The sequence below is a fragment of the Deinococcus peraridilitoris DSM 19664 genome (assembly GCF_000317835.1).
In the GTDB taxonomy this organism is placed as follows: Bacteria; Deinococcota; Deinococci; order Deinococcales; family Deinococcaceae; genus Deinococcus_A; species Deinococcus_A peraridilitoris.
In genome coordinates this window covers 2,527,103-2,548,712 of sequence record NC_019793.1, presented here as the reverse complement: position 1 = coordinate 2,548,712, position 21,610 = coordinate 2,527,103, and the positions used below count along the sequence as shown (strand labels likewise).

Annotated in this window: 21 protein-coding genes; 8 read left to right on the top strand and 13 right to left on the bottom strand. The window is 65.4% G+C overall.

Annotated elements, in window-relative coordinates; translation table 11 throughout:
- Nucleotides 1-99: 99 nt before the first annotated feature.
- The 3 genes from DEIPE_RS25005 (at nt 100) to DEIPE_RS12410 (ending at nt 3,220) form a co-directional block, all read left to right on the top strand.
- Complete coding sequence (locus DEIPE_RS25005; protein ID WP_245557533.1) at nt 100-282, top strand: hypothetical protein; 183 nt, start codon at nt 100-102, stop codon at nt 280-282.
- A gap of 449 nt (nt 283-731) precedes the next feature.
- Entirely contained in the window at nt 732-1,754 is a 1,023-nt protein-coding gene (locus tag DEIPE_RS12415) for a bifunctional nicotinamide-nucleotide adenylyltransferase/Nudix hydroxylase (protein ID WP_015236309.1), read from the top strand.
- 53 nt (nt 1,755-1,807) lie between these two features.
- On the top strand, nt 1,808-3,220 hold the full coding sequence (locus DEIPE_RS12410; protein WP_015236308.1) for a nicotinate phosphoribosyltransferase: 1,413 nt from the start codon (nt 1,808-1,810) through the stop codon (nt 3,218-3,220).
- 74 nt (nt 3,221-3,294) lie between these two features.
- Here DEIPE_RS12410 and DEIPE_RS12405 read toward each other — a convergent pair whose 3' ends face one another.
- From DEIPE_RS12405 to DEIPE_RS12395, 3 genes are all read right to left on the bottom strand, one after another.
- Entirely contained in the window at nt 3,295-3,648 is a 354-nt protein-coding gene (locus tag DEIPE_RS12405; protein ID WP_157448856.1) for a c-type cytochrome, read from the bottom strand.
- Between the two features lie 14 nt (nt 3,649-3,662).
- A complete protein-coding gene (locus DEIPE_RS12400; RefSeq protein ID WP_015236306.1) occupies nt 3,663-5,231 on the bottom strand; it encodes a PQQ-dependent sugar dehydrogenase in 1,569 nt (522 codons plus the stop codon).
- A gap of 174 nt (nt 5,232-5,405) precedes the next feature.
- The gene (locus DEIPE_RS12395) at nt 5,406-6,329 is read right to left on the bottom strand and encodes a hypothetical protein (RefSeq protein WP_015236305.1); all 924 of its coding nucleotides are present in this window, start codon (nt 6,327-6,329) and stop codon (nt 5,406-5,408) included.
- A 387-nt stretch (nt 6,330-6,716) separates the two neighbouring features.
- On the opposite strand from DEIPE_RS12395, the gene DEIPE_RS12390 reads away from it, so the two are divergent.
- Complete coding sequence (locus tag DEIPE_RS12390) at nt 6,717-6,998, top strand: TM2 domain-containing protein (RefSeq protein ID WP_015236304.1); 282 nt, start codon at nt 6,717-6,719, stop codon at nt 6,996-6,998.
- A gap of 59 nt (nt 6,999-7,057) precedes the next feature.
- Here the strand turns inward: DEIPE_RS12390 and DEIPE_RS12385 are convergent, their stop codons facing one another.
- The 3 genes from DEIPE_RS12385 to DEIPE_RS12375 form a co-directional block, all read right to left on the bottom strand.
- Entirely contained in the window at nt 7,058-8,197 is a 1,140-nt protein-coding gene (locus DEIPE_RS12385) for a peptidase C39 family protein (RefSeq protein WP_015236303.1), read from the bottom strand.
- 58 nt (nt 8,198-8,255) lie between these two features.
- Nucleotides 8,256-9,254, bottom strand: coding sequence for an alpha/beta hydrolase (locus tag DEIPE_RS12380; RefSeq protein WP_015236302.1), 999 nt, complete (start codon nt 9,252-9,254; stop codon nt 8,256-8,258).
- Between the two features lie 186 nt (nt 9,255-9,440).
- Complete coding sequence (locus DEIPE_RS12375; protein ID WP_015236301.1) at nt 9,441-10,997, bottom strand: gluconokinase; 1,557 nt, start codon at nt 10,995-10,997, stop codon at nt 9,441-9,443.
- A gap of 96 nt (nt 10,998-11,093) precedes the next feature.
- On the opposite strand from DEIPE_RS12375, the gene DEIPE_RS12370 reads away from it, so the two are divergent.
- Complete coding sequence (locus DEIPE_RS12370; protein ID WP_015236300.1) at nt 11,094-11,726, top strand: DUF305 domain-containing protein; 633 nt, start codon at nt 11,094-11,096, stop codon at nt 11,724-11,726.
- A 71-nt stretch (nt 11,727-11,797) separates the two neighbouring features.
- On the opposite strand, the gene DEIPE_RS12365 is transcribed toward DEIPE_RS12370, so the two are convergent.
- The 5 genes from DEIPE_RS12365 to glpK form a co-directional block, all read right to left on the bottom strand.
- The gene (locus DEIPE_RS12365; protein WP_015236299.1) at nt 11,798-12,214 is read right to left on the bottom strand and encodes a hypothetical protein; all 417 of its coding nucleotides are present in this window, start codon (nt 12,212-12,214) and stop codon (nt 11,798-11,800) included.
- Nucleotides 12,211-12,867 (bottom strand): ferric reductase-like transmembrane domain-containing protein, encoded by a 657-nt coding sequence (locus DEIPE_RS12360; RefSeq protein ID WP_015236298.1) that lies wholly within the window; start codon nt 12,865-12,867, stop codon nt 12,211-12,213. Before DEIPE_RS12360 ends, DEIPE_RS12365 begins: the two co-directional genes overlap by 4 nt.
- A 7-nt stretch (nt 12,868-12,874) precedes the next feature.
- Nucleotides 12,875-13,333, bottom strand: a complete 459-nt coding sequence (locus tag DEIPE_RS12355; protein ID WP_015236297.1) for a DUF1775 domain-containing protein — start codon at nt 13,331-13,333, stop codon at nt 12,875-12,877.
- A gap of 502 nt (nt 13,334-13,835) precedes the next feature.
- Nucleotides 13,836-15,431 carry a glycerol-3-phosphate dehydrogenase/oxidase gene (locus DEIPE_RS12350; RefSeq protein ID WP_015236296.1) on the bottom strand — a complete coding sequence of 532 codons (1,596 nt, stop codon included), beginning with the start codon at nt 15,429-15,431 and terminating at the stop codon, nt 13,836-13,838.
- A 20-nt stretch (nt 15,432-15,451) separates the two neighbouring features.
- On the bottom strand, nt 15,452-16,969 hold the full coding sequence (glpK, locus tag DEIPE_RS12345; RefSeq protein WP_015236295.1) for a glycerol kinase GlpK: 1,518 nt from the start codon (nt 16,967-16,969) through the stop codon (nt 15,452-15,454).
- A 194-nt stretch (nt 16,970-17,163) separates the two neighbouring features.
- Between glpK and DEIPE_RS12340 the strand changes: the two genes are divergently transcribed.
- The 3 genes from DEIPE_RS12340 to DEIPE_RS25000 all read left to right on the top strand — a co-directional run bounded on the left by DEIPE_RS12340 (nt 17,164) and on the right by DEIPE_RS25000 (nt 20,128).
- Nucleotides 17,164-18,135, top strand: coding sequence for a sugar-binding transcriptional regulator (locus DEIPE_RS12340; RefSeq protein WP_015236294.1), 972 nt, complete (start codon nt 17,164-17,166; stop codon nt 18,133-18,135).
- 243 nt (nt 18,136-18,378) lie between these two features.
- Nucleotides 18,379-18,936 (top strand): pyridoxamine 5'-phosphate oxidase family protein, encoded by a 558-nt coding sequence (locus DEIPE_RS12335; protein ID WP_015236293.1) that lies wholly within the window; start codon nt 18,379-18,381, stop codon nt 18,934-18,936.
- A gap of 205 nt (nt 18,937-19,141) precedes the next feature.
- Nucleotides 19,142-20,128 (top strand): hypothetical protein, encoded by a 987-nt coding sequence (locus DEIPE_RS25000; RefSeq protein ID WP_015236292.1) that lies wholly within the window; start codon nt 19,142-19,144, stop codon nt 20,126-20,128.
- Nucleotides 20,129-20,653: 525 nt separating this feature from the next.
- Here DEIPE_RS25000 and DEIPE_RS24045 read toward each other — a convergent pair.
- Together DEIPE_RS24045 and DEIPE_RS12320 are read right to left on the bottom strand one after the other, a co-directional pair.
- A complete protein-coding gene (locus tag DEIPE_RS24045) occupies nt 20,654-21,088 on the bottom strand; it encodes a TlpA family protein disulfide reductase (protein ID WP_157448855.1) in 435 nt (144 codons plus the stop codon).
- Nucleotides 21,089-21,304: 216 nt separating this feature from the next.
- Nucleotides 21,305-21,610 (bottom strand): hypothetical protein, encoded by a 306-nt coding sequence (locus DEIPE_RS12320; protein WP_015236290.1) that lies wholly within the window; start codon nt 21,608-21,610, stop codon nt 21,305-21,307.

Genomic DNA, 21,610 nt, shown 5'->3' with positions numbered 1-21,610 from the left:
AACCCAGTCCGCGGGTGACTGAGGACGCATCGGCACCGGTACGGACCCGGCACGTTCAGCCTGCCGCTGCAAAGCCGCCTGGAGAGCGTGCTGAGGAACATGCCCGAATTCGCTCACCTGTTTCCGAAGGATCTGCCGTTGTTCCTCAAGGCGCCGCGCTTCCTGCGCGCGCAGATCCAGGGCCCGCAGGACGGGCTCGACGGCGTGACGCTGCGCCGGGACGGGCGTCGCCGTGAAGCCGGTGATGGCCCGTTGCAGCGGCGTTTTGCGCTGAAGGGCTGAATGAACGGGTGCGCTGGAAAGGACGGGCCGCACCGCTGTCCGCGGCTCCAGGCTGAACTGCCGGGCCGGGATGCTTGACTTGGGCTTGCGTGCGTACTCCATGCCGTTCCTCCGAGAGTCCATCCCATCATGACCGACGTCAGCAGGAAGAGCGCCGCATATTTGACAGCACCTCCCCTTGCACTTGGACGACTGGGCGACGGCTGCCCTGTACGGTCTGTCCTGCCGAAAGGCAGCGCAATCTCCTGCACGGTGCGCGTTTTCGTTCCGGGTGACTTCCCGGGGTTCGGTCATCCTGATCCGCGTACTGGATCACCCCTTCACAAGTCCATCCCCGCCATCGGATGGCTGCCAACGCACCTGGCTGCTGATTTCCCACTTCCAGACTGTCTTTCGCTATCTCATCATTCACACGATCCGATTTTTGATTATGAGTTGAGGAGAAGAGCGTGCGCAGAACCAAGGTAGCCTTTGGCGTCTATATCGGCCGTTTTGAACCACCACACAATGCCCACCTGGCGGTGATGCTCGAAGCACTGGAGCGGGTTCACAAGCTGATCGTGGTCATCGGTTCGGCCCGCAGTGGCCGCACACCAAAAAATCCCTTCACGGCCGAAGAGCGTCAACACCTGATCACCGAGATGCTGGTGCAGGCCGGTGTTCCGCGTGCCCGCATTCTCTTCACCTTCGTGCGCGACTACTTCTACAACGAGGCGCTCTGGCTTTCGGAAGTGCAGCGTGGGGTGGCCGAGCACACCAAAGGCAGCAGCGACGTGGCCCTGGTCGGGCACATCAAGGACGACTCCAGCTACTACCTGCGTTCTTTCCCGGCCTGGGAATACCTGCCGACCCGAATCGAGTCTCCCCTGAACGCCACCGACATCCGCACACTGTACTTTCAGGGGCAGCTGGAAAACGCCGAAAAATATGTGCCTGATACTGTCGCGGCCTACCTGGAGGCGTTCTCGCGCACGAATCACTTCGAAGAGCTGAAAGCCGAGTTCGATTATCTGCGCGCCTACCGCGCCCAGTGGCAGGGTGCCCCGTTCGCGCCGGTGTTCGTCACGACCGACGCGGTGGTCATCAAGAGCGGCCACGTGCTGCTGATCCGCCGGGCCGGGCAGCCCGGCAAGGGCCGGCTCGCCATGCCCGGCGGTTTTCTCGACGCCCGCCAGAGCCTGCTGGCCTCGTGCCTGCGCGTGCTGCGTGAAGAAAGCGGCCTGGGAGAGAACCACGACCTGGAACGCTTTCTGCGGGGCAGCGTGGTGTTCGACTACCCGGAGCGCAGCCTGCGCGGACGCACCATCACCCACGCCTACCACTTCGACCTCGGCCTCGGCTCGCTTCCCGTGCTGCGTTCACAACCCGGGGCGGGTGAGGCCCTGTGGATGCCCCTGGGGGAGGCCCTGGCCCAGAACGAGGCCTTTTTCGAGGACCATCACGCCATCATCGAACACTTTCTGATGAAGTAGCCCCTCGGTGAACTCGTCCCTCGCCTCCTGCCCGGAGAGAAAGCAGGTGTTTCATGACCGCCACCCAGAGAGCCCAACGCCCTGCCCTGCTCAGCGACGACAACCTTATTCTCGACACCGACAGCTACAAGGCCAGCCACTTTCTGCAGTACCCCAGCGGAACCACCCGGCTCTTTTCCTATCTGGAGTCACGCGGCGGCAAATACCCCGCCACGAAATTCTTCGGTCTGCAGTACATCCTCAAGCGCTACCTCGCCACGCGCATCACCCCAGCCATGGTCGAGGAAGCCCGTGACGTCTTTACCGCGCACGGCGAGCCCTTTCCCTTCGAAGACTGGATGTACATCGCCCGCGACCTGCAGGGTCGGCTTCCGCTGGAAATCCGCGCGGTGGCGGAGGGCAGCGTGGTACCCAACCACAACGCCCTGATGACCGTCACCAACACCGATCCCCGGGTGCCCTGGCTGGTCGGCTGGTTCGAGACCATGCTGATGCGGGTGTGGTATCCCATCACGGTCGCCACCCAGAGCCACTACCTGCGTGAAATCATCCGCGAGGCCCTCGAAGAAAGTGCCGACGATCCGCAAGGAGAGCTGGCCTTCAAGCTGCACGACTTCGGCTCGCGCGGGGTGAGCAGCCGTGAAAGCGCGGGCCTGGGAGGGCTGGCGCACCTGACCAACTTCATGGGCAGCGACACGGTAGAAGCACTGCGCCTGGGACGCAACTACTACGGCGCCGAGATGGCGGGCTTCAGCATTCCCGCCGCCGAGCACAGCACGGTGACCAGCTGGGGCAAGGCCCATGAGGTGGACGCCTACCGCAACATGGTCCGCACCTTCGGCCAGCCGGGCGCCACCTACGCCGTCGTAAGTGACAGCTACGACCTCAAGCACGCCATCAACGAGTTCTGGGGCAGCGAGTTGCGTGACGAGATCATTGCGAGTGGCGCCACGCTGGTGGTGCGTCCGGACAGCGGCGACCCTCCCGCGATGGTCCGCATGACGGTGCGCGCCCTGGCGAACAAATTCGGCACGACCGTGAACAGCAAAGGCTACCGGGTCCTCAACCATGTGCGCGTGATTCAGGGCGACGGCATCACCGAAGAAACCCTGCGCGAAATCCTGGCCGCAGTGATGGGCGACGGCTTCAGCGCCAGCAACGTCGCCTTTGGCATGGGCGGCGCGCTGCTGCAGCAGGTCAACCGCGACACCCAGAAGTTCGCCTACAAGGCCAGCGCGGCCGAGGTGAACGGCGAGTACCGCCCGGTCTACAAGGACCCCGTGACCGACCCCGGCAAGCGCAGCAAGGACGGCGTGCTCGACCTCGTGCAGGAAGAGGGCCGTTACCGCACGCGCCAGTACCAGGAGTTTGTCCGGGAGTATCCGGGAAGCGCCCTCAGAACCGTGTTTCGCAACGGAAAGCTCCTCATCGAGGACACCCTCGACGACATTCGCGCGAGGGACTGACAACAGACGACATGGGCCGGCCATACCCTGCAAGCCGTAGGGTATGGCCGGCCCGTCAACACCACATCAGCATGCTATCGACGGCGCACATCGACGCCGTGCAGCCGGAGCCGTACGATATACGCCACCAGTGCGTCGAGGTCGGAGTCGCTGATCTCCTGCGGATCGAAGGCGGGCATGGCGCCCAGACCGGCGCGCACCTGCAGGCGGATGGCAAAACCGGGCAGGGGCTTGTCGTTCAGCGAGGGGCCAAGCCCGCTTTCTCCACCAGGATGGCACTGCTGGCAGTGGACCATGTAGACCGTCTGACCGCGTTCTTCCTGCGCGCTGAGGGTCTGCAGCGGACCGACCAGCGGCTCGCCCCGGCGCTGCGGCAGGCAGCCCGTGAGGCTCGCCATGGCCAGCAGCAGCGCCCCGGCCTGGATCATTCTCCCGGCGCCCTTCATGACTCGCCCTCGCGGACGACACGCCACAGCACGCCCGTACCCGGACGGGGAACCGGGCCTTTTTCGGTGGTGGTCATAATTCCGAAGTCCACGATGTACAGCGCGTCACCGGCGGGATTGAAACGGGCGTCGAGGGGCCGCTCGAACCCCCCGCCCCCGATCTTGGAGGCCGGACCGTTCGTGTCACCCCGGTTCACGGCAAAGTCCTCGACCCGTCCGCTTTCCACGTTCACCCGCACGATTTTGTAGCCGACCGGGCCGGACACCTTGCCGACCCCCGGCGCCAGATCACCGAACTGCGCAACGAAGGCCTCGTTGACATAGCCGAAGCGGGCGCTGCGCGAAAAGTCCAGGCCATTGGAGGACGAGTGCACGCCCAACAGCGCGGCGGGCCGGGGAGGCGCGTTGGGATGGCGCGCGAGCAGCTGCCCCGGCGGCGGACGGCCGGGCGCGGTAAAGTGGTCGGCGTCGGTGAGAGGACGTCCGGCGTGGTAGTCGGGCCAACCGTACCAGGTGCCCGGCGTGACGCGCCACAGCGGATCGCCGGCGCCGAAGACCGGGCGGCTGCCGCGCACGTCGTAGCTGTTTTCGGCGACGTACAGCGCGCCGTCCGGCGACCACGCCAGGCCGAAGGGGTTGCGCAGGCCCCAGGCGACCAGTTCGAGCGGCCCTCCTGCTATGGGCACCCGCAGAATCGCGCCACTGCAGGGCAGCGCGCCGGGCACCACCTGGCCGGGCGCACTGGGTGTTCCGAACGGCAGAAAGGCTCCGGTGACCACCGGGCCGCGCTCGGGAGCGAGGGGATTGCCGCTCTGATAGTTGCGGCCCGCGAGGGTAATGTCCTGGCAGGGAACGTCGTGAAACTGCGGATGGCGCTTCAGCCAGCCGAAGTCGGCATTGTCCTCACCGACCACGCCGCTGTTGGTGGCAGTGCCCTGCCCGAAGTACACGTATCCGTCACGTCCGACAACGGGGCGGTTGGTGTGGTGATCGCCGAGGCTGGGCAGGTTCTGCACCAGCGGCGTGATCTGCCCGTCCGGTGTGACCTTGATGATGCGGCCACCGCCAACCTCGCCGCCCTGGGCGATATAAAAGGCGCCGCCCGCGTAATCCAGGCCGTTCCAGGGAGCGTGCTCTCCGCGCGCCACTTCATGGCGCGAGCCGTCCTGCTCGAGGCGCAGCAGCCGTGGGATGGTGAAAACCTCGCCGTAGGAATACCCGGCTTCCAGCACGTACGCACGCCCCGCCTCGTCAAACGCGACCGCCGTCGGAAAGGTGAAGCCGGTGGCCACCACTTCCAGCCGGTAGCCACGCGGCAGCGCGACGTCGGCGGCACGCACCGTTCGCCCGGGCAGCGAGGCAGTCTGGCCGCCCCCGTTCGAGGGACGCAGCGCAAAGCACCCGGTGAGGAGCGAAAGACCCAGGGCAGCCAGGGCCAGCAGGGCGCCCGGTTTTGTCCGCCCGGCAGAACGCCGTGAGACCGGGGCGGGTGAGGCTGGGCTGCTGAACGCCCGGTCCTGCGACAGGGCCGGACCGGCGACCACGGATGGCAATCCTTTCGGCATGCGACCTCCCGATGATGCGCACCTGGCGGGTGCACACCTCATCGTTGGAGTTTTGCGAAGCCCGCCAGCATCAGCCGGTTAAAGGGGCCTTGAGCAAATTCTGCAGCAGAAGGGGAAAGCAAAAGCGGAGCCGGACTTCGGGCCCCGCTTTTGGTCACTTCACCTCACTCAGTTTTATTTGCCACCGATGCCGATGCCGACACCCACACCGATGCCGATGCTGATCCCCGAGTTCCCCTTGTTCTCCTTGCTGCCGGAAGAGGTCGAACCCGCCGAAGTTCCGGCGTTGGTCTTGCCCTCGGCGCTGCCACCTACCGAGACCGACTTGCCGGGCTGTGCGCCGCTTTCCGCTTCCGTATCGGCCCCGCCGCCCACGCCGACATTCTTCTCGACGGTCGCCAGGACCGCCACGAGCGCTACCGTGCGGGTCTGGTCCCTGACGTTCACGCTCTCGACCTTGAGCATCTTGCTGGCGCCCGCCGTGACTGTGCCTGCCAGGGCGAAGCTGCGCTGTTCACCGTTCTCGAGAGTGATGGTGACGCTCTTGGCGGCGCTGAGGTCACCCGTCGCACTCAGGGTTCCCGAGGCGTCGAACTGGCCCACCGCGTTTCCGGCGCTGTCGGTGAGGGTCACGCTTTTGCCGACCAAAAGCCCGGCAGCCAGGCTGACACCACTCTTGGCGTTGGTGCTCGTTTCCTGCTGCGTCTGCGTGCTCGCCTTCAGGCTGCTCTGCAGCGCGCTCGCGAGGGTGGCGCGGGTCTCGCCGCTCTTGACGATCAGCACGTTCAGGTTGCTGGCAGCGTTCGCCTGCAGCGTGCCTGCGAGTTCGAAGGTCTGGGTGGTGCCTCCCTGCAGGACCACACGCACCTGGGTGGCGGCACTGCTCATGCTGCCCGCCATCAGGCGGCCCGACTTGTCAAAGGTGCCGACCACACGTCCCTGCGCGTCGAGCAGGGCGGCACTCTGGACGCTGCCGCTCAGCGCGGCGCTTGCCTGAAGGCTGCCCTGCGCGCCCATCGAGGAGCGGGGTTCGGTGGCGTGGGCCGCTCCCAGGGTGAGGAGGGCCAGGGTCAGGGCGAGGGTCAGTTTCTTGTTCATGTCAATTCTCCTTTGTTGGGCGTTTGTCCGAATGACCGGAGAGTAATGTTCTAATCTGATGCCAGTATTATTAAAAAGCCTCATTTTTTTGTACAGAAAACCGGGCTAAACAAATGGGGAGATACTTTAGACCTTTTCCCTCAAAAAGCCATCAAATAAGATGACTGGCTTCGTCAGAAATGAAAATATGCAATGTGAGCTCCGTCGAGCATCCGGAAACTGACTATTCTCTTAAAAACACTGCGCTCGAGCACCTGTCAACACCGGAATGGCCATGGTCTTCACCGGGGGCGCTCCCAGTGGTTGCCTCCATGCGCAACTACGCCTTCAGAATGCCTTCACCATGGTAAGATTCGAGATGAAGGTTACAAATCAAGGAGGCAGGGTATGACCACGTCAGAGCAGAGCAGCAAGAAAATCGTCGCCGGGATACTGGGAATTCTGTTGGGCTCGCTTGGAATTCACAAGTTCTACCTGGGCATGACCCAACCGGCGATCATCATGCTGGCGGTCAGTCTCGCCGGCGTCTTCCTGAGCTTCCTGATCCTGCCCATCTTCGCGACCTGGGCCATGGGCATCATCGGCCTGATCGAGGGCATCATCTACCTCACCAAGAGCGACGCCGAGTTTGCCAAGACGTACGAGGTCGGCAAGAAACCCTGGTTCTGAGCTTCCCTTGCCGCAAAAAGGAGCCCGTCTTTCGGCGGGCCTTTTATTTCCGGCAATGGTTAACGACTGGACGCCAGGGGCGCGCCCTCGGCGCCCGCGCGCTGCTGCGGGAAAATCACGTAGGCCGTGCCGCCCGAGTGACCCTTCCACAAACGCTCGAGAATCGCGCGGTCGTACGTGCGGCGCACCTGGGCGTCGGTCTTGCCGGCCGGGTCGTTCACCACGATGTTGCCGCGCGCGTCGAAGCCCACCGCCACGATCAGGTGCCCGCCCGACTGCGGCAGGGGGGCGCCAGGCAGCTCTCCTTTTTTCCAGCCCAGGCTCAGCACCACTGGCACGCCCGCCGCGATGTGGCGCTCGATGTCGTTGAGGCTCTCAAAGCGCGTGACGTAGGCGGTCATGCCCAGGCTGGCGGCGTACGCGGCGTTGAAGGCCCAGTTACCGGTGCCCCCGTACACGGAGTCGAAGGTGCCAGCTGCCGCTTCGGGCACGCTGACCTGAGTGCCCCAGTAGGCCAGCACCATGCTGACCGAGGTGGGCGAACACCAGCCTTCTCCCTGCGCAAAGACCATCTGCGAGCGGGCAGGAACCTGAAGGACCTTGCCCCAGGCCAAACGGGCAGGAGCTGCAGTGGTCGGCGCCGGAGTCACACCGGCCGTGAAGCTCACCATCCGCACTTCGGGCGTCAGGCGCGCGTCACGGGAGAAAAGGCGCAGCCGGTACTGATAGCGTGCAGCGGCGCGCTTCAGACGCAGCAGGTCGGTCAGCACGTTGCCGTCGGCGTCCCCCTGGCCGTTCAGGCTGGCGCGTTCCTCGGCGGCGCTCGACCAGCGCCCGAACGAGTAGTACCGGGTCCAGCGGCCCGCGATTTCCGCGCGCACCTCCAGTTCCAGCCAGGTGCCCTCCGGTGTGAGCGCGTTCCACGAGGGAAGCAGTTCGGTGAAGGCCCTCGCATGAATGGGAAGCGACTCCAGCACGCCGGAATAGCCATCGCCCACGCGCGTGGGCGCGGCAAGCCGCACGCTGCCGTCCGCGCCGACCTGCAGGCCGGTGAGCTTCGACTGGGCAAACTCGGGGGCGCGCTGCACGCTCAGATTGGCGGGCATGAACTGGGATGACAACAAGGAAGGCAGGGCAGCTCCTTTCACAGCGGGCGCTCCCAGCAGCAGAAGCGCAAGACCGATCACAACGCGGCGCATGATGCTTCGACTCTGAAGGGTTGTGGACCCCGCGTCAATCCCCGCCTCAGGCTTTTCCTCATGTACCCAGGGCGAACAGCAGCGCCTCGGGCAGGGCGGCGCGCCACGTGACCCAGTTGTGCCCGCTCTGGTACTCACGGTACTGGTGAGGAATGTTCAGGTCGGCCAGCAGCGCGGCCATGCGGCGGTTGGGCGCCAGCAACCACTCCAGCACGCCGCTGTCCAGGCTGACGCGCAGGTGCGGAGCGCCGCGCTCACGCAGGGTGCGGAGCAGCCATTCCTGCCCCACGCGGGTTTCCATGTAGGCGTCGGGGCGGGCGATAAAGGCCCCCGAGTGCGCCACGACCGTACTGAACAGTTCCGGGTGGTGGCTGCCGAGGTACAGGCTGATCAGGCCGCCGAGGGACGCGCCCCACAAACCGCGTCCCTCGGCTTCGCGCGACACGCTGTAGGCGTCCTCGATCCGAGGAAAGACTTCCTGCGTCAGAAATTCGAGGTAGGCGTCGTTGAGGTAGTATTCGCGCGAGCGGTCCCCCGGCTCCAGAAAGACCAGCACCGCCGGGCGCGCGAGGCCCGCTTCAATGGCTTTGTCGAGCAGTTCCCCCAGCTTGCCGGTGCGCAGAAACGCCACGCCATCCTGAATGTAGAACACCGGGTACAGCTGGCCCGGGTCGTAGCCGGGCGGCATGTACACGCTGGCGCGGCGCGTGCCGGGAAACACACCGCCTTCCCACGCGAGCCGGTCCACCTTGCCGCCCGCCTGCGCGGCAGGCGCGGTCCACAGGGGGTGGCGGGCGTAGGTGCCCACCTCCACCGCGCGTGGATAGGGCCACCAGGGATTGAGGCTCCTGGTGTCGTTGTCGGGATCCGCAAAGGGCTTGCCGTTCTCGCCGATCCAGGCGTATTCGGTCCAGGAATCGCGGGGCAGCGCCACGCGGATTTCCGGGGCGGCGGGGATGGGCTGGCCATTTTGCCAGTCGGTGAAATCTCCCACCAGGTGCCTGGCGCCGGGAGGAGGGGTGAACACGGCGGTGGTGCCTTCGACGAAAACGGCCATGACGGAATTCTACGGGTGAGGTGGGCGAAGCGGCATCGCCCGGCCTCCCCTTTCATCCGGATTCCGGATGATTCCGTACCGTGGAGGAATCATGCAGCGGAGCAGACAGGAAATAGATACGGTTACGGCGGCGTGGAGTACACGAAGCGCTGTTTGTGAAGTGCACGGAATAGCGCGGAAACGGTATCAGTCCTCTTCCTGGCGCTGCAAGGCCACCAACGCGCGGGAATCGTCGAGCAACCCTTCGGCCAGGCGCGCGAAAATGGGTAGCAGGTCAGCGTACACGGCACTGGCTGCGGGGTCGGGCGAGTGCTGGTCTTGCACGCTGACCAGTGCCCCGGCCGCCTCCAGGCCGGGCAACTCTCCCAGCGCCACGCGCGCGAGCAGCGTGGCGCCCAGGGCAGCTGTCTCGACCGTCTGGGGAATGCCGAGCGGACGGTCGAGCACGTCGCAAAGGATCTGGCGCCACAGGGGCGAGCGGGCAAAGCCGCCCGAGGCGCGCAGCTCGCGCGGTGTCGGCACACGACCCGCAAGCAGCCCCGAGACCAGGGCCAGATTCAGGGCCACACCTTCGAGCGCCGCGCGCAGAAAGTGCTCGCGGCGGTGCTCGATGCTTACCCCGATGTACGCGCCGCGCGCACCGGAACTCCACAGCGGTGCGCGCTCACCCAGCAGGTAAGGCAGGAACAGCAGCCCGTCCGAGCCGGCGGGCGCGCGGGCCGCCAGGCTCAGCAGCGCCTGGTAAGGGTCCTCGCCCTTGGCCCGGGCGTACGCGGCGTCGGTGGGCGCGAAGTTGTCACGCAGCCAGCGCAGCACGATCGCGCCGTTGTTGGTCGGGCCACCTACCACCCAGCGGTCTTCGGTCAGGGCGTAACAGAAGGTGCGCCCGCCCGGCTCGACGTAGGGCGAGTCCACCGTGACGCGCATCGCCCCACTGGTGCCCAGCGAGATGGCCGCGATGCCCGGCGTCACGGCGCCCGAGCCCAGGTTTGAAAGTGCCCCGTCGTTCGCGCCGATGATGGCGGGCGTCTGCGGGTCAAGCCCCAGCTCGCGCGCGATTTCAGGGCGCAGCGGCGGCAGGCGCCAGGTGGTCGGCACCAGGGGCGAGAGCTGTTCGCGCTTCACGCGCGCGAGGTTCAGGGCTTCGTCGTCCCAGTCGCGCGCGAGCAGCCCGAACAGGCCCGAGGCAGAGGCAGTGGAATGATCCACGGCCCAGATTCCGAACAGGGCGTGCAGCACATATTCCTTGATCGAGATGAAACGGGCGGCCTGCGCCGTTACCTCGGGGTACTCCTCGCGCAGCCAGCGCAGCTTGGCCAGGGGGGACATCGCGTAGGGCGGTGTGCCGGTGCGCGCGGCCACGCGCGCGCCGCCCTCGATACGCCGGATGCGCTCGGCCCAGCGGCTGGCGCGTCCGTCTGCCCAGGTAAGGGCGCGCGTCAGGGGCACGCCACTGGCGTCAAGGGGAACGATACTGTGCATGGCCGCCCCGAAACACAGCGCCCGAACACGCTGCGCGCCGACTTTGGCGACGACCTCGCCCAGCCCTTTCAAGGTGGCCTGGACGATCATCCCGGGGTCCTGTTCGGCGGCTCCCGGTTCGGGCACCTCTAGCGGGTAGCCGTGCGAGGCGAGCGCGAGCAGCTCTCCCGAGGCCCCGAACGCGGCGACCTTGGTGCTGGTCGTGCCGAGGTCTACGCCGATGTACATGAGAGCGATCATACGCGCAGTCGCCAGGGTCATGGTGGCGACTCCCTTCACGCGGGGCGAGGTTCGGTGCAGGGCGGGGCGCCGCAGCCCTTCCTGGTCGCCTTCACGGCAAGAGGATAGGCTGAAGGCATGACTGCCCGGTCCTCTTTCCGCCGCGCGCTTCGGGTCGGTATTTCCGGCCCTTACCGGCTGCTGCTCGGCCTCGTTTTGCTGGCTCTCGTGCTCGGCGCCGCGCTGATCGTGCAAGGCCGCGCGGCGCGGCACTCTGCGAACGTGAACTTCACGCGCCACATGATCCAGCATCACCTGCAGGCGGTGGACATGGCCACGCGCCTGTATGACCGCACGAATGACCCGTCCCTCAAGGCAGTCACCTACGACATCCTCACCTCGCAGATTGAGCAGGTCGGGCAGATGCGGGCCTGGCTGACGCTGTGGGGAGAATCCTGGGGCGGGCAGGGCATGAAGCAGCAGGAAGCGGCGGCGATGGGCATGGCCTCGCCGGAGAACGTCGCCGCGCTCTCGGCGTTACCGCTCGAACAGGCGGAAGTGCTGTTTCTGCAGCTGATGATCCGCCACCACGAGGGCGCGCTCTCCATGATCGACGGGGCCCTCGGCCAGGGCCTGGCGCCGCACGCCGCCGCCCTCGCGCGCCAGATGCGCGGCGCCCAGGGCAGCGAGATCGGCAGCATGAAGAACATGCTGAGTGCCCGTGGCGCCGTGCCCCTGCCCCCTCTCGCGCCGGGCTCGCATTCTCACTGAGAGACCGCACACGAAGCGAACGAATGAGGGCGGGCCAGCTACACCTTGGCCCGCCCTCACCCTGCCTGACTTCAGTGGTCGTGACCGCCAGTTCCCCCCGCGCGCACGACCCACTCCAGCCGGAAGGCGTTGAAGGTCGCGCCGTTCTTCGGCATGCCGCTCAGCACCAGCGTGTACGCGCCCTCGGCTGGAAAGACGAGGTCCACGCCGAGACGGTTTTTCTCGCTTTTGAGTTTCGGCGTCAGCACGGGCTTCTTGTGCGGCTGCACCGAGCCCGCATACACGCTGACGGTGCAGTTGCAGTTGGTGAGGGTGATGGGGCGCCCACCGCGCGCTCTGGTTTCGAACCAGGTTGCGCTGACCTTGCCCACCACAGGATCGTCGTCGGGCTCGATGTGCAGCAGTGCGCCGACGTTGCCATCCCGCACGATTTCGTGGGCGAGCGCGGACGCACCAAGCAGCAGGGTGAACAGGAGCAGATGTTTCATGGTGATCTTCTGACTTTCCGCAAGCGAAACAGGAACAGGACGAAGGTGAGCGCCAGCAGCACCACCGAGGTCCACGCCAGGGGAACGAGGCCGAAATGCACCCCGATCCATACGGTGTGCCAGGTGGCCAGCACGGTCATGGGCGGGCCCAGCCTGTGCAAAGTCTTCCAGCGCCCCCCGAGGCGCCGCCGAGCGCGGTCGCTGCTGGTGATGACCAGCGGAAGCAGGCCCAGCAGGGCGAGGACGCCGACCCACAACCCGGCCTGGTCAGAGGGGCTGAAGAACAGGACGTTTTCCCAGTCACCTCCCAGGATATGCCGGTGCGAATACCACACGTGGACGAGGGCGTACACGAAGGCCGCCAGGCCCAGGGCGCGGCGGTAGGCCACCAGCCGAAGCCAGTGGGACGCCAGCACCAGCAGCAGGGCCAGCAGCGAGAACCAGCCATAAACCTCGGCCTGCCGCTGACCGAACACGTGTGCGGACGGATCGTACAGCACCCGCAGCGCCAGCTCGGTGTTCAGCGCGCCCAGGGCCGCGATGGCCACCTGCACTCCGGCGGGCGCGACGCCGGAGAAACGGCGGGCCCGTTCCGGCGCCGTTTCCTGCACTCGTGGTTCAGGCTTGCGGCCCGTCACGCGGTGTTTACTCACGCCCTTCCTATCTCACGACCGTCTTGCTGGCCGGTGTCTGCTCGCTGCTGTCATCCCAGCGCACGACGCTGCCATCGGCGTATTTCTGGTGCACCACCCACGAGAGGGTCGCGGCGTCCGCCGGGTTGCGGGCGCTGATCAGAAAGCGCTGAAACTCCATCGGGTTGAGCCGGCCCCGCCAGGTGACCTCGGTGATGTGGCCCTGCGCGTCCCTGACGACCGTGCGGGTCCAGCCGGGCACCGGCTGAAAGGTGCCGACGCGCAAGCCGGGCGGAACGATCAGGCGCACCTCGGTGGTGGCGATCTCCTTTTCGACGGGGACCTGCAGGCGATAGGTTTCGTAGGCACCGGCCTTGCTTTCGCTGACGCCGGTGTCGGTTTTGACGGTGGCGTGCGCAAGGGCCAGCGACGTGAAGGCCAGCGAAGCGAAGGTGGCGGCCGTGACCGCCAGGATTCTATGCAGCATGAAAAACTCCTTGTTGAAGGCGTGAGGGCACAACCCTGCTCGGCAGGGCGCTTCAGGCGGTCAACAGGGACAGGGGCGGGCCGCGCGCCCGGGAAGACAGGGCCACTTTCCGCTCGTGTGGAGCGGGCACGGGCGGGGAATGCGCAAGCCCCAGGCCCGGTACGGCCAGGTGGGTCTCGCCGGGCAAGCCCACGGGCGGGGGCGCGCAGCAGGCACAGTCATGAGGATCATAACTATGCTGGGATGGCCCATGGGCATGCTCGGCCTCGCTGGCCTGTCCGTGGTGGCACGCGGCCGCCGGGTTTCCCGCCTGCGCCGATGCGACAGGCGACCCCACCGCAAGTAGCCGCGCATGACCGTGCGGCACCTGCAGCAGGAAAAGCAGGACCGCAATCAGCTGAAGCGCAAGTCGCGAGGCGGGCACCCTTCTATCATGACGCGTCTCCGGATGAGTCAAAAGGACGCTCGCCCCTCCGGCCGGAGGGGCGAGCGTCCTTCCCGCTCAGGAGGAAGCGCTCAGGTCGGGCTCGGCCACAGCGTCCAGCTGGTACCCGCGCGCGAGTTCACGAAACTGTGCGACTTGCGTGGCGATCCAGTGGGCGTCGTGGCCCAGCTCCTCGGCGAGGAGCTGGGCCACCCGCAGTGCCGCCTGTTCGCTCGCGCGGGCATTGAGCAAAAGTGCCCGCGTGCGCCGTGAGAGCACGTCCTCGACGGTGCGCGCCAGTTCACAGCGTGCCGCCCAGCGCACTTCGGCCTCCAGGTAGGGCAATTCGGGGTGCAGCGCGGTCTCGGCGCCCGCCAGTTGCCGCAGGTGCGCGGCGTCCGTGCCGTACACGTCCAGCGGGGCCGCTTCGGGGGTTTCGGTCCAGCCGTGCAGCCTTAGACCCTGGGTGAGCGAGAGCCGCGTGGGCAGTGCGCCCACCTCGGCGGCCCGGTCGATGGCGTCCTCGCCCATGTGACGGTAGGTGGTCCACTTGCCGCCCGTGAGGGTGATCAGCCCCGAGGGCGCCACGCGCAGCACGTGGTCGCGCGACAGCTGCGCCGTAGACCCCACGCCGTCGCTGGTCTCGGCCTTCACCAGCGGGCGCAGCCCCACGTAGACGCTTTTCACGTCTGCCCTGGTGGGGGCGGGATTCATATACTGCCCGGCGGTGCGCAGGATGAACTCGATCTCCTCGGGCAGGGCGCGCGGTTCCAGGCTGGCATGCGGCACGGCCGTGTCGGTCGTGCCGATCACCACGTGGTCGTGCCAGGGCACCGCGAAGAGCACCCGGCCGTCCTCGGTGCGCGGAATCATGATGGCGCTGTCTCCTGGCAAAAAGCGTTTGTCCACCACCACGTGCACGCCCTGGCTGGGCGAGAGCATGTCCCTGGCGCCGGGCTCGTCCATGCGCCTGATCTGGTCGACGAACACCCCCGTGGCGTTCACCACGGCCCGGGCCCGGACCGTGAATTCCTGGCCGCTCTCGCTGTCGCGGGCGGTGGCGCCGCAGACTTTGCCCTCCTCTTTGAGCAGGCCGGTGACCGGCAGGTAGTTGAGGGTGACGCCGCCGTGGTCGAGCACCGTGCGCATCAGGGTCACGGCGAGGCGGGCGTCGTCGAACTGGCCGTCATGGTAGAGAATGCCGCCGCGCAGCCCCTCACCTTGCAGGGTGGGCGTGTGGCGCAGGGTTTCTTCCTTGCCGAGGTACTTGCTGCCGCCCAGGTTGAGCTTGCCGGCCAGCAGGTCGTACATCTTGAGACCCACCCCGTAGAACGGCCCGGCCCACCAGTCGTAGGCGGGCACCACGAAGCTCATGTCGTGCACGAGGTGCGGAGCGTTCTTGCGCATCAGGCCACGTTCGCGCAGCGCTTCGCGCACCAGGCCGATGTTGCCCTGCGCGAGGTAGCGCACGCCGCCGTGCACCAGCTTGGTCGAGCGGCTGGAGGTGCCCTTGGCGAAATCGTGCGCTTCGAGCAGCAAGGTCTTGTACCCGCGCGAAGCGGCCTCCACGGCCGCGCCCAGGCCCGAGGCGCCGCCGCCGATGATGACGATGTCCCAAATAGGGGTTGTGCGGAGTTGCTCGAGGAAAGTCGAGCGCGGATTGATCGTTGACATGGGCTGCTCCTTGACGACAATTACTGTGTGGTGGCTCCCTGGTCGTCGGGGCGCTCCCAGGCCGTGGAGCGCTGCACGGCGCGCCGCCACTGCGAGAGCAGCGCTTCACGCTCGTCTTCCCCCATGCGGGGTTCGAAGCGGCGTTCCTCGCGCCATTGCCGGGCGATCTGCTGTTCGCTTTCCCAGTACCCGACCGCGAGGCCCGCAAGGTACGCGGCGCCCAGCGCGGTCGTCTCGGTCACCTGGGGCCGCACGACGGGCACGCCGAGCACGTCGGCCTGAAACTGCATCAGCAGGTCGTTTCTGCTGGCGCCCCCGTCCACGCGCAGTTCGCGCACGGGCGTGGCGGCGTCCTGCTGCATGGCCTGCAGCACGTCGGCGGTCTGGTAGGCGACGCTTTCCAGGGCGGCGCGGGCGATGTGGGCGCGGGTGCTGCCTCGCGAGAGACCGTGGATGCTGCCGCGCGCGTAGCTGTCCCAGTGCGGCGCGCCGAGTCCCACAAAGGCGGGCACCAGGTACACGCCGCCGTTGTCGGGCACGCTGGCCGCGAGTGCCTCGACCTCGGCGCTGTCCCGGATGATCCCCAGGCCGTCACGCAGCCACTGCATGACGGCTCCGGCCACGAAGATGCTGCCCTCCAGGGCGTAGTCGGTGCGCCCCCTGATGGTCCAGGCCACCGTGGTGAGCAGCTTGTGCTGCGAGGGCACCGCCTGGCCTCCAGTATTGAGCAGCATGAAGCAGCCGGTGCCGTAGGTGTTCTTGGCCATGCCCTTCTCGACACAGGCCTGCCCGAAGGTGGCGGCCTGCTGGTCGCCCGCCATGCCCGCGATGGGAATGCGCGCGCCCAGCAGACCCGGCGAGGTTTCGCCGTACACCTCGCTGCTGGGGCGCACCTCGGGCAGCAGCGAGCGCGGAATCTCGAGAATGCGCAAGAGCTCGTCGTCCCACTCGCCGGTATGGATATTGAAGAGCAGCGTGCGTGAGGCGTTGCTGGCATCGGTGATATGGCACTCGCCGCCCGTGAGGTTGTACACCAGCCACGAGTCGATGGTGCCGAGGGCCAGTTCACCCCGCTCGGCCTGCTCGCGCGCGCCGGGGACGTGATCGAGCAGCCAGCGGGCTTTGGTGCCGCTGAAGTAGGCGTCGATCAGGAGGCCGGTCTTCTGCACGAAGAGCGCCTCGAGACCCTGAGCGCGCAGTTGGTCGCACAGGAGGGCGGTGCGGCGGTCCTGCCAGACGATGGCGTTGTGAATCGGTCTGCCGCTTTTGCGCTCCCAGATCACCACGGTCTCCCGCTGGTTGGTGATGCCGATGGCCGCGATGTCCGTGGCCCGCAGCCCCGCGCGGGTGATGGCTTCCTGGGCGACGCCAAGCTGGTTGCTCCAGATTTCCTGGGCGTCGTGTTCGACCAGGCCGCTTTGCGGAAAGATCTGGCGGAACTCCTTCTGGGCCGCGCTGACGATGCTGCCGTCCTGATCGAAGACAATCGCGCGGCTGCTGGTGGTGCCCTGGTCGAGGGCGAGAATGTACTTCATCATGCACTTCCTGCACGGCCAGTGTTGCTGCTCAAGGTCGCTCCTCCTGAGGCGCGTAAAAGCCCTTCTGAACGCGTGGTCGGTTTCAACTGTACCCGCTTGTGAACAACGAGTCAATCAGTTTGAACATCTGTTCAGTAGTATGGCACACTGATGATGCAAGCCCCGAAGACTTTCCCTGGAGTTGCCTCATCCTCATGACCCCAACCGACGATCAGACCGCGCTGGCCGTGCAGGTGAGCCGGCTGTACTATTACCAGAACCTCACCACCGAGACCATCGCGCGGGAACTCGGGCTGTCGCGCCCCAAAGTCTCGCGGCTGCTGACCCTGGCCAAACGCACCGGGCTGGTCGAGATTCGCATTCACGATCCGGCGGCGCAGCCGCAGGTGCTGGAGCGCGACATCGCGCAGCGCTACGGCGTGCGCAGCGTCAAGGTCGTCAGCGTCCCGACCAACTCCAGCGAGCAGGAATGGCTGGAGCGGGTGGCGGTCTTTACCGCCAACCACCTCAACACGCTGCTGCAGCCCGAGATGGTGGTCGGCCTGGCGTGGGGCACGACGCTCGAAGCCGTCTCACACCACCTGACGCCCAGAACCTGCCCGGACCTCGACTTCGTGCAGCTCAACGGCGCGGGCACGGCGCGCCACATCACCAACCTGCAGGCGGGCGAGACCTACGCCCGCTTCGCGCAGAACTACGGTGCGCGCGCCCACCTCTTTCCCGTGCCGACCTTTTTCGATTACGCCGAAACCAAACGCGCCATGTGGCGGGAGCGGTCCGTGCGGCGCCTGCTCGACTTGCACGCCCGCGCCCGGCTGCTGGTGTACAGCGTCGGCTCACCGCTGGCGCGCGTCCCGAGTCACGTCTACGTGGGGGGGCAGCTCGAGCACGAGGACCTGCAGGAACTGGAGCGCGAGGGCGTGGTGGGTGACATCGCCACGGTCTTCTTTCGCCGGGACGGCAGCTTCCGCGACATTCCCCTCAACGCGCGCGCCAGCGGCCCCGACCTGACGCTCTTCCAGACTGCCAAACACGCCCTGTGCGTGGTGTCGGGTCTTGGCAAGGTCGAGGGACTGCGCGCCGCGCTGCGCGGCAGGCTACTGAGCGAGCTGATCGTGGACGAAGCGACCGCCAGCGCCCTGCTCGCGGGAGAAAATCCGCTCTGATACCAGCTGGGCTTTCGTTGCAGTCGGGTAAAATCGGCCGGTATCAGCAACTCGTCCTCGGATGAGCGTGCTTGACGGCTGGAGCAGAGGGTGTTTGGGGTGGGGTCGTCATGCCTTACCCACACACCGCTTTCACGCCGAACTCGACGCGGTCGTGCAATGGGTGCTGAACTTCACTGCATGGACGCATTTTCCGCTTGAGGAGAGCGACGACTGAGAGAGCTGCCGTCAGTAAGATGAGGTATGGGAAAGCAGCTCGACGCCATCACACCTGTCCTGAAAGCGTTCATCGAGCAACAGAAGATTTTCTTTGTGGGCACGGCCGGCGAGACGGGCACGGTGAACGTCTCGCCGAAGGGCATGGATTCCTTGCGGGTTCTTGGGCCGAAGCAGGTCGCCTGGCTCAACGTGACCGGCAGCGGGAACGAGTCCGCCGCGCATATCCTGGAGTACCCCAGGATGACCTTGATGTTCTGCGCTTTCGAGGGACCTCCGATGATTCTGCGGCTGTACGGACAGGCGCGGGTGGTCCACGGCCATGACCGGGAGTGGAACGAGCTTTATGCGCTCTTCGGTCCCCTGCCCGGAGCCCGGCAGGTATTCGTGCTGGACGTTCAACTGGTGCAGACCTCGTGTGGAATGGCGGTGCCTCACTATGCCTATCAGGGAGAGCGCCAGGAGCTCAACCACTGGGCCTTGAGGAAGAGCCCGGAGGAACTGCACGACTACTGGCAGCAGAAGAACTCGTTCAGTATCGACGGGAAGCCGACAGCAATCTTGCGGGACGATCTGACCGTGTGAGCATTCCTGCATACACTGTGCTTCACGGCAGGGTGGTGAGCTTGCCGCTGGCGGTCGTACGAAACGGGCTTACCAGGAGCAGACTGAATGACCGGCACACGCTCACACCTTACGGACAGGCGGTCGTTGCAATAGCGTCAGTCTCAGCCGCTTCGTTCACCACACATTCGCTCTCAGGGCGGGCGCACTCGACGTACAGTGCGGCATGATCTCCTCCCTGCGCATCCTGGCCATGAGTCTGCTCGTCGGTGGAGCTGCGCTGGCACAACCGGCCAGTCCTGACCTCTTCTCGCGCCTGACCGAAGCCGAACGTGCCCTGCTGCTGGCCACCGCCGGGGTCGGTAGCCCGGAAGCCTTCCGGCCTGGCCAGCTTCCACCGGCGTTGCCCTTCCGCTTGCCGAACCTGCCAGGACAGACGCTGATCGGATCGGTCGTACAACCGTGGTCAACCCTGGTGGTGGTCCACACCACTGTGGCCCCCGAAGCGGCACGGGTGACAGCGCGCAAGGTGCTCGCGCTGGAAGGCTGGCGCGACCAGTACGAAAGCGCCACTACCGAGGGCGTCTTCCAGAGCAGTTTCGGGAATGGAACGGTCGTCCAGGCCTTTTCCGGTCAGTGCAGGCCCGGTGTGCCCGGCAGCCTGGTGGTGCAAGCCATCCCTGCTGCTGGGGGCACTCGGGTCACCTACCGCTATTCGTCGTTCGAGGGGGCCAGCTCGACCTGCCCTGCCAACCTGGAGTGGACCGACCCGGCCCAGCAGAACTTTTACTCGCCGGGACGCAACCAAAGCGTGCGTGATCCGCTGGCCGAGTTGCGGGCCAGTGGGCTGGTGCTTCCCTCGCTGCCCGCCCCGGCCGGCACCAGGATCAGCCCCAGCGGCAGCAGCTACGGCCTGGAAGGCCCGAACGGTCCCTTCTACACCACCTACGTCATCGTGCGCAGCGCGCAGGCTCCCGACGCCGTGTTGACCCACTACCTCACCGCCCTGCGTACCCGAGGCTGGACCCCCGGCGTCCCGCGGCGCAGCAAGGAAGGCGAGTGGACGGTCACCCTCACCGCGCAGCAGGGCGGGAAAGAGCGCCGCGCGACGTTCTCGCTGATGCCGCGCCCCGAACTGGGCACCACCGAGGGCGTCACCCGCCTGAATCGCGTGGACGTGCGGTTCGCGCTGGGTCAGGGACCGGGCTACTGAAATAGCGCGGGGTCACTTCTTCTGCCAGGGGCTCGTCGTCTCCGTGCCGGTGCGGCGTGATCTTGTCGAGAAAATCCCTGAACCACATCTTGCAGTTTAGATAGAAGCTGTCTGGAGCGAACTTTTAGCCCCATTGTGGGGTGTGAACCCAAAAGAAGTGCGTTCCAGGCAACTTTATTCTGACATCCTCACCTGCTGACCTTGCTGCTGGTCTCCGAAGGAACCTTCGCTGTCGACACGGGAGAGCGGAGAAGTGTGGATTCTCACTGGCAGCGGGGACTGTCGTACTTCAAGCTGGGCTGGAAAACGGTGCAACAAGCCTTGTCTCAGGGCAAACCCTTCTTTGCCGTGTTGCGTCTGGTCGGGGGAGCTGATCCTGACCCGTCCCGGCCGCCGTCCCACGAACGTCGAAGACCTTCGCTTTCAGATGCCCTCCACACCGTCTGGACGCTCGCTTTTCGCCCAACTTCATAAACTCTGTCGGGCCGTCAGGGCTGACCCCCTCAGGAGCACTTTGATGGATCCTTATATAGGAATATCGAGGTGAGCGTTGAAGTGCTTGAGAAGGTGTTCGTCGAAAACTTCCGGCTTAGCCTCCGCTCCCACTTCTCGGACGACAATTTTATTGCTGTCATCAACAAAAACAAATGTAGGATAGATAGCAACGTCAAATGCCTTATTCAAGGTGCCATCAGAGTCAACAATATTACCAACATCATCTAAATAGGGTGTAGACTGCTTCGGTCGTCCTTCGTGTGGCCATCGGTCAATAATAATAAGTGTAACACCCGATTGATGTGCCGCGCTTGCGACTTTCATATCAATCAGGCCACATATTATACACCCCTTGTTGCGGAAGTAAAACAGGCGACGCCCACTGGAAGGATAGAGAAAAGACGCCGGTGGGGACTTTCCAACGCCGCGTTTTGGAAACAGCATGTTTGAGACGACGGCGATCATACTGGAGGGGGGACGCGTTCTTTTGGAGGGACGATTCCTATTTTTATGGCCATATGTACTCCAAGACATGGAAGTGATGCCTTAATATTCATCACTTCTTTTATTTCACCAGTAAGCGCATATTTGTACCGGGAACAGGATGTATACGCAGTATTGACCTTGCGGGGTGACTACTCAGCGCGAGCACCAGTCCCGCGCTGAGTAGTCACCAACAATCTAAAAGCGAGCTAGATTAATAATCGCGCCAAAGGAAAAGAGTGCCCCGACAATCACGGCCATCACTGCTCGTTTTAACTGGACGGCTAGTACGAGAGCAAAGTTAAGAGGGTCTGCATCGCGCATCATGTGCTGCGTCTTGCTACCATGGCGATGCGCAATTATTCCACTGCGCAAAGCTTGCCGCACGGGCCAATAGAGCCGGGCGCCGTATCCGATACAAAAAAGTCCAGCGAACAAATATGCGACTTCGGTATTTTGAGCAAGGTAGTCATTAACGATCTTGTCGATCTTATCAGAGTCCAT